5 protein-coding genes and 2 pseudogenes are annotated in these 7,932 nt (G+C 67.4%); 2 read left to right on the top strand and 5 right to left on the bottom strand.

Features of this window, described 5'->3' with window-relative positions:
- Both P4U43_RS17200 and P4U43_RS17195 read right to left on the bottom strand, forming a co-directional pair.
- Window positions 1–211 (bottom strand): annotated as a pseudogene (locus P4U43_RS17200) (phospho-sugar mutase); the annotation flags it as partial.
- A gap of 2 nt (window positions 212–213) precedes the next feature.
- Complete coding sequence (locus tag P4U43_RS17195) at window positions 214–1,026, bottom strand: purine-nucleoside phosphorylase (protein ID WP_277359828.1); 813 nt, start codon at window positions 1,024–1,026, stop codon at window positions 214–216.
- A 127-nt stretch (window positions 1,027–1,153) separates the two neighbouring features.
- On the opposite strand from P4U43_RS17195, the gene P4U43_RS17190 reads away from it, so the two are divergent.
- Window positions 1,154–2,551 carry an NAD(P)H-quinone dehydrogenase gene (locus tag P4U43_RS17190; protein WP_277359827.1) on the top strand — a complete coding sequence of 466 codons (1,398 nt, stop codon included), beginning with the start codon at window positions 1,154–1,156 and terminating at the stop codon, window positions 2,549–2,551.
- A gap of 227 nt (window positions 2,552–2,778) precedes the next feature.
- Complete coding sequence (locus P4U43_RS17185; protein WP_277359826.1) at window positions 2,779–3,603, top strand: DUF559 domain-containing protein; 825 nt, start codon at window positions 2,779–2,781, stop codon at window positions 3,601–3,603.
- A gap of 115 nt (window positions 3,604–3,718) precedes the next feature.
- Here P4U43_RS17185 and P4U43_RS17180 read toward each other — a convergent pair whose 3' ends face one another.
- From P4U43_RS17180 to P4U43_RS17170, 3 genes and pseudogenes are all read right to left on the bottom strand, one after another.
- The gene (locus tag P4U43_RS17180; RefSeq protein ID WP_277359825.1) at window positions 3,719–5,299 is read right to left on the bottom strand and encodes an FAD-dependent oxidoreductase; all 1,581 of its coding nucleotides are present in this window, start codon (window positions 5,297–5,299) and stop codon (window positions 3,719–3,721) included.
- The gene (locus tag P4U43_RS17175) at window positions 5,296–7,497 is read right to left on the bottom strand and encodes a molybdopterin oxidoreductase family protein (protein WP_277359824.1); all 2,202 of its coding nucleotides are present in this window, start codon (window positions 7,495–7,497) and stop codon (window positions 5,296–5,298) included. Before P4U43_RS17175 ends, P4U43_RS17180 begins: the two co-directional genes overlap by 4 nt.
- A gap of 1 nt (window position 7,498) precedes the next feature.
- Window positions 7,499–7,932 (bottom strand): annotated as a pseudogene (locus P4U43_RS17170) (MFS transporter); the annotation flags it as partial.

The raw sequence follows: 7,932 nt of genomic DNA, 5'->3' as shown, positions 1-7,932 counted from the left end.
GGCCCAGCGCGGCACGCAGGCCGGCCGTGCCGAAGAGCAGCGGTCCGCTAAAGGCGTCCTCAAGCTGCTGCAGGGCAGCGGCCTGGCCGGCGTCGTCGTCGTTCCGGGCTCGGGCGAGGAGGTCTTCCAGCTCGGAACGGGTCTCGGGATCCGGGTCCTGGGCGGCCCATTCGCGGGCAACGGTGAAGAGGTCGGTGGAGGATGGCTGCATGTCTAGAGCCTGCCGATGATGTCGGCGAGAAGCCGGGAGATGCGCGGGCCTGCTGCCTGCCCGGCTTCGAGAACCTCGGCGTGGCTGAGCGGGATGGGGCTGATGCCGGCGGCCAGGTTGGTGACCAGGGACATGCCGAAGACCTCCATGCCTGCGTGGCGGGCGGCGATTGCCTCGAGTGCCGTGGACATGCCGACGAGGTCCGCGCCGATCCGCTTGGCGTACTGGACCTCGGCGGGGGTCTCGTAGTGCGGGCCGGTGAACTGTGCGTAGACGCCCTCGTCCAGGGTGGGGTCAACTTCCCGGGCCAGGTTGCGCAGGCGTGGGGAGTAGAGGTCGGTGAGGTCCACGAACGTGGCGCCCTCGAGCGGGGAGGCGGCCGTGAGGTTGAGGTGGTCCCTGATGAGCACCGGTGTGCCGGGGGTCCACTGTTCCTGCAGGCCGCCGCAGCCGTTGGTGAGGACGACGGTATTGGCGCCTGCGGCGGCGGCGGTGCGGACACCGTGGACCACTGCGCGGACACCGCGGCCCTCGTAGTAGTGGGTACGGGCGCCGAGTACGAGCGCGCGCTTGCCGGCCGGCGTGAGGATGGAGCGGACGGTGCCGACGTGGCCTTCGACCGCGGGGGCGGCGAAGCCGGGAATGTCCGTCGCCTGCAGGGTGTGCGTGGTTTCGCCGATCAGCTCGGCGGCCTCACCCCAGCCCGAGCCCAGCACCAGGGCAATGTCATGGGACGCTACCGACGTCTGGCGGGCAATGTAGTCCGCGGCATCGCGGGCAAGGGCAAACGGGTCCGTCGAGGATTGGTCAATCACCGGTCCAACCTACCGGTCGAGCGCGTGTTGTTCCACCCGTCCGGGGCTTCGGCGCGGTGATTCGGGCGGGTGCGTGGCGCCGTCGGGCTGTTTGAGGGCTGGTCCTTGATAGGACAGAATGGCAGGTGTGACGAGTCAACTGGATTTCAGCGCCCTCCGTATCGCAATCCTCGGGGGTGGTCCGGGCGGCTATGAGGCGGCCATGGTCGCTGCCTCGCTGGGTGCGAAGGTCACCATCGTTGAGCAGAACGGGCTTGGCGGCTCAGCGGTGCTCACCGACGTCGTTCCTTCCAAGACACTCATTGCCACGGCGGACACCATGGCGCGCGTGGCGAATGCCCACAGCCTTGGCGTGAAATTCGCTGATGCCTCCTCGGCGTACGCCGACTTCACCCAGGTGAACCAGCGGCTGCTTGACCTGGCCGTGGACCAGTCCAAGGACATTTCGGCGGCGCTGGAGCGGGCCGGCGTCACCATCATCATCGGCACCGGGAAGCTGCTGGACAACCACCGGCTCGAAGTTGAAACGGACGCCGGCACCAGCATTGTGGAGGCCGACGCGATCCTCCTGGCCCTCGGCGCCCATCCGCGCGAGCTTCCCACCGCTGTTCCCGATGGTGAGCGGATCTTCAACTGGAAGCAGGTCTATAACCTCACCGAGGTCCCGGAACACCTGATCGTGATCGGCTCAGGCGTGACCGGCGCGGAGTTCGCTTCCGCCTATCACGGGCTCGGCGCTGAAGTGACGCTGATTTCCAGCCGCGACCGCGTGCTTCCGGGTGAGGACGCCGACGCCGCCGAGGTGCTGGAGGGCGTCTTCCGGTCCAGCGGGATGACCGTGCTGTCGAAGTCCCGCGCCGAGGGCGTGGAGCGGGTAGGGGACGGCGTCCGGGTCACGTTGTCCGACGGACGAACGGTTGACGGCAGCCACTGCCTCGTTGCCGTCGGTGCCATTCCCAATACCGCAGGGATCGGGCTCGAGGAAGCGGGCGTTGCCCTGACCGAGTCGGGGCACATCAAGGTGGACGGCGTCTCGCGTACCACCGCGCCGAATGTGTACGCATCGGGTGACTGCACCGGCGTGCTGGCGCTTGCCTCCGTGGCGGCGATGCAGGGGCGGATCGCCATGGCGCACCTGATGGGGGATGCGGTGTCGCCGCTCAAGCTCAAGACCGTCGCCTCCAACATCTTCACGGCGCCGGAAATCGCCTCCGTGGGTGTTTCGGAAGCCGACGTCGAGTCCGGCCAGTACCAGGGCGACATCTTCAAGCTCTCACTCAGCACCAACGCCCGCGCCAAGATGCTGAACGTCAAGGACGGGTTTGTGAAGATCATTGCGCGGAAGGGTTCGGGGACGGTGATCGGCGGCGTTGTGGTTGCTCCGCGTGCGTCCGAGTTGATCTTCCCGCTGGCGCTCGCCGTCACCAAGAAGCTGCACGTGGATGATGTGGCCAACACGTTCACCGTGTACCCGTCGCTGACCGGGTCCATCTCGGAGGCCGCGCGCCGCCTGCACGTCCACTGATCCGTCTGATTCGCGCCCGCGGGCCGGATCCCCCAAGTTCTCCCGTCGTCGTCGTTGTTTTGGCGGCGTGTCGTCGTGCGACACGCGGGTTAAGGCTCAGTAGGTGGGGGATCCGGCCCGCCTGCGGGGAGTCGACCGTCCCTGCACAAGCCGCGATATGCGGGCATTTTGTTCACATCGTCGTTGTTCCTCCGCACGCTGACGAGGGCGCAGGTGACCATGGGATCGTGGATGCAGTTGAGGTGTTGCGGAGCGTCGGGTCGGTAGCGCGAACCCAGACACTTCGGGACCGCGGGTTGAGTAAGCGGCAGATCGCAAACGCCGTGGCGCGCGGTGAGATGATGCGGCTGCGGAAGGGGGTCTTGGCTTTGCCCGGAGCCTCTGACGATTTCAAGGCCGCGCTCATCAACAACGGGCTGCTGACCTGCGTATCGGCCTCGCGGCACTACGGTCTCTGGCTACTGAACCCGCATAGTCGCCTCCACCTTAGTTGTCTGCATGGCCATGGACGGGGTTTCGCAAACCATCGTGAGCGCTCCGTTCCCCCGCATGAGTACCTGCCGCTCGTCGGAGTGGTCGACGTACTGATTCATGCTCTGCATTGCCTTCCACCGGTGGAAGCTGCTGTCATGGTGGAGTCTTCCCTCAGGCGGAGCGACACCGTGAAGCCCTTCCTGCTTGAACGACTTCAGGGAGACCGAAATGGAAAGGCTCGTTCCGCACTCGAGCTGGTGACAGGCTGCGCCGACTCGGCGCTTGAGGTCGTTGCCAGAATCCTGTTTCGCAACGCCGGATTCCATGTCGAAACCCAGGTGCCCATCAACGGAGTCGGCCGCGTTGACTTCCTGCTCGAGGGTTTTCTGGTGGTGGAAGTCGACGGCGCTGCCTACCATTCCGACCGCAGGGCGCTGCGCCGCGACCTGCATCGCAACAACACTACGATCGCCGGCGGCTACCTCGTACTGCGCTACAGCTACGAGGACATCATGTTCAACCAGGAAGCCGTTCTCGAGCAGGTACGCGCTGTGCTTTCCGGCCGGGTAATCCGGTGAAAGGCGGGCCGGATTCCCCAGGTCCCGGCGTCGTCGTCGTTGTTTTGGCGGCGTGTCAGGGCGGGACACCCGGTTTGAGGCTTTGTACCCGGGGAAAGTGGGCCGGGCCAGGGCGTCAGACGGACGCGGGCTGTTGGAAGTGCTGCTCGATGATCGTGCGGATGTCCGCGTGACAGCCGCCGCAGCCCGTGCCCGCCCGCGTTGACGCCGACACCTCCGCCACACTCGAACAGCCGACGACGGCGGCCTGCTCGATGCTGCCCCGGCTCACCCCCGCGCACCGGCAGACAACGGACGCGGGATCCGTCACCGAAGCCGACGCCGACGATGACGCTTCCGCTCCATCCAGCCGCAGCAGGCTCGACCGGTCCGACGGCAACACCGCACCGCTCTCGAACAGCAGCACCAGCTCCGCCCCCGCACGCGGCATTCCGACACACACCAGACCCTGCAGCACTCCGTTTCGCGTGACCATTTTTGCGTAACTGCCCTGCTGCGGATCGGCCCAGAGCGCGACGGCGGTGCCGTCCTCGCGCGCGGCCCACGGGTTGGCAGAAACGTCACCCGCCACCACGGCATCCAGGCCACGAGCCTTCAACATCAAAACCGGTGGGAGAGCCGCCTCCACATAGCGGCGGGAGCCTGAAGAAGCGCCAGCCGCGCGCAGCCTGCCGCCAGCCGCGAGGTGCCCGTTGCCAGCCAGATCCGCAGCGAACGACTCCGCCAACCACTCGGCCTGCTTCCACCCCGGACCAATCAGCCCGGACGGCGCAGTGTTACCCGAGCAGTTCCCGCAGGAAGGAGAAGCACAGCGGACCTCGGCACAATCTCCGATGGCATAAACGTGCTCGTCATGATGCGCCCGCAGCGAGTGGTCCACGAGGATGCCCGACGAGACCGGAAGCCCCGCGCCCTCGGCCAACTCAACCCGGGGCCGCACTCCGCAGGACAGCACCAGCAGGTCGCCGGACACCAACCTGCCATCATCGAGCCGCAGGCCAGTGAAGGCACCACCGCCCGACTGCTCAAGACCCACGGCCTTCGCCCCGGACACCAGCCGCACGCCCTGCGAACGGAGCGCGGACGCCAGAACCAGCCCGCCGCCGTCGTCAATGTTCCGCGCCAGCGGATAGTCGCCGTGGTGCACCACGGTCACCCGCACGCCCTCCTCAGCTGCGGCGAGCGCCGCCTCAAGTCCGAGGATTCCGCCACCCAGAATTGCCACATCACCCCGGCGCTCGATGACGGCGCGGAGCACACGCGCGTCAGCCAGGTCCCGCAGTGCCGTGACGCCGTCAGGCAACGCAGGGTGCAGGGGATCCGGATTCAAGCCGGCCAGGTACGGAATGACCGGGCGTGCTCCGGTTGCGAGGACCAGGCGGTCATAGGGACGGACGGTGCCGTCATCGAGCAGAACCTGACGCCGCGCCCGGTCGATCCGCCGTACGCCGGTTCCGAGCAGCACCTCCGCCCCCAGCGAGGCGAGACGGTCAGCATCACTCAGCCCGATCGCCGAAGGGGAAGTCCGCCCCACTCCGACGTCAGCGACCAGCACACGGTTATACGCGGCGTCACCCTCGGATCCGATCACGGTCAACTGCACGGCTTCCGAAACCACGGAAGGCTCCAGGACGTCGATGAAACGCGCCGCCACGGGCCCGAATCCCACCACCACAACGCGCTCGGAGGAACTCATACCCCCACCACCTCACTCTGCGCAGGCCGGTGCACCCGCACCAATACCTGCGTGGTCTTGAATTCGGGCATCCCGGACACCGGATCAGTCTCCGACGACGTCAGCACATTCGCGTTGCCCGTCCCAGGGAAATGGAAGGAGAGGAAGACGGAGTCGGGCCGCACGGCAGGGGAAAGCCGGGCGACAGCACGCACGATTCCCCGCTCATTGCTGACCTCAACCTCCGCACCGTCCAGGATGCCGAGGCCCGCAGCCGTTACCGGGTGGATCTGCAGCGCCTGCTCGCTGCTTGTGGAGTGGAGGTCGCTCACCCGCCGGGTCTGCGCGCCGGACTGATAATGCTCCAGCAACCGCCCTGTCATCAGCGTGAGCACGCCATCTGGAGCAGAGGCAAAAGGAGCAGACGACGACGGCGCAACCGGATGCAGCACGGCCCTCCCGTCCGCGTGGGCGAACCTGTCGAGGAAGAGTCGCGGTGTTCCGCTGGAACCGGCCGGGTAGGGCCAGTAGGCGCCGGCGCCGCCGTCGTGCAGTTCCCTGCCGTGCAGTTCCCCGCGGTGCAGTTCAGCATCGTGCAGTTCCGCATCGAGCATCGCGTAGTCCACGCCGGAGTAGTCCGCGAGGCCCCCGGCGCTCGCGGCCCGCAGCTCGGTGAACACCGTTTCCGGGTCATCAGGAAACGACGACGGCGCCTCCAGCAACTCCGCCAGCCGCGCCATAATCCACAGCTCACTGCGTGCCCCCGGGGGAGGGCTCACCGCTGCACGGCGCCGCAGGACGCGTCCCTCGAGGTTGGTCATGGTGCCTTCCTCCTCCGCCCACTGCAGCACCGGCAACACCAGGTCCGCCTCCGCTGCGGTTTCGGAAAGGAAGAAGTCGCACACCACCAGGAAGTCGAGGCTGCGGAGGCCCATCAGCACGCTCGACGCGTTCGGAGCCGATACCGCCACGTTCGCGCCGTGCACAAACAGGCAGCGCACCCCGCCCGGCTGGCCAAGAGACGCCAAGAGTTCGACGGCGGGAAGTCCCGGTCCCGGAATGAGAGACTCCGGCACTCCCCAGACTCCGGCGACGTGTTTCCGGGCTGCCGGGTCGGTGATCTTCCGGTACCCGGGAAGCTGATCCGCCTTCTGCCCGTGTTCGCGTCCGCCCTGCCCGTTGCCCTGCCCGGTCAGGGTGCCGTACCCGTTTCCGGGTGTTCCCGGCAGGCCGAGCAGTAGGGCGAGGTTGATCGCGGCCGTTGCGGTGTCGGTGCCGTTGGCATGCTGCTCGACTCCGCGTCCGGTCAGGATGTACGTGCCGCCGGGCTCCGCCAGCCGATGTGCCGTCTCGCGGATGAGCCGGGCCGGGACGCCCGTGACCGAGGAAACGCGTTCGGGCCACCAGGGGGCTACGCTGCGCACGACGTCGTCGTACCCGTTGGTTCGACGGTGCACATACGGCTCATCGATCAGCCCCTCCATGATCACCACGTGCGTGATCCCGAGCAGCAGGGCGAGGTCCGTTTTCGGTGCGGGCTGCAGGTGCCGGCCGCGGCCTTCCGAGGTGAGCTCGGCGGTGGCGGACCGGCGCGGGTCAACGACGATCAGCCCGCCTGCATCCCGCGCGGCCTGCAGATGCTGCACAAACGGCGGCATCGTGTCTGCGGTGTTGGAGCCGAGCATCAAAATGGTCCTCGCGGACCCGAGATCCGTCAGCGGGAACGGTAGGCCTCGGTCCAGACCGAACGCCCGGTTGCCGGCCGCAGCCGCCGAGGACATGCAGAACCGTCCGTTGTAGTCGATCCGCGAGGTACCCAGAGCCAGGCGTGCAAACTTCCCGAGCAGGTAGGCCTTCTCGTTGGTGAGCCCACCGCCGCCGAAGACGCCCACCGCATCGGCGCCGTACCGGGCGCGGGTCGCAAGGACACGGTCACGGATGAGCCCCAGCGCACGGTCCCAGGAGATGGGGTGGTGCTCGCCGTCGTCGTTCTTCAGCAGGGGTTCGCGGAGGCGGTCCGGGTGCTTCAGCAGCTCGGCGGAGCTCCAGCCTTTCCGGCACAGGCCGCTCTGGTTGGTGGGGAAGTCCCGGCCGCTTACTTCGACCGAAGCCGAAGCCGAACTAGACGCGGCCCCCGGCCCGGACACAGTCAGCGTCATGGCGCACTGCAGCGCGCAGTAGGGGCAATGGGTGGCGGTGGCGCCTGGCGAACTGCACATGCTAGACGTGACCCACCCTCGAGGTGCTGCGGCGCAGGTAGAAGAACCACGTCACCGCGAGCATCAACAAGTACGCGGAGACGAAACCGTAGAACGCGGCGTCGTACGTGCCGGTTGCGCCCTTGGAAGCGTTCAGGACCTGCGGAATCACGAAGCCGCCGTAGGCGCCGATCGCGGAGATGAGGCCCAGCGCGGCTGCCGCTTTGCGCCCGGTACTCATGGCCGCGTCCGACCGTCCGCGGAGCGCGAAGATTACCGGGATCATGCGGTAGGTGGAGCCGTTGCCGGCGCCGGCGGCGGTGAAGAGCACCAGGAAGAGGCCGAGGAAGAGCCAGAAGTTCCCAAGCGGTAGGGTCCACACCACGGCCAGCGCCGTGAGGGCCATGACGGCGAACGCGCAGACCGTGATCCGCGCGCCGCCCCACCGATCGCATG

The sequence above is a fragment of the Arthrobacter vasquezii genome, assembly GCF_029455255.1.
Taxonomy (GTDB): Bacteria; Actinomycetota; Actinomycetes; order Actinomycetales; family Micrococcaceae; genus Arthrobacter_D; species Arthrobacter_D parietis.
The sequence above is the reverse complement of the archived record's forward strand: the minus strand, read 5'-3'. Positions and strand labels throughout refer to the sequence as shown.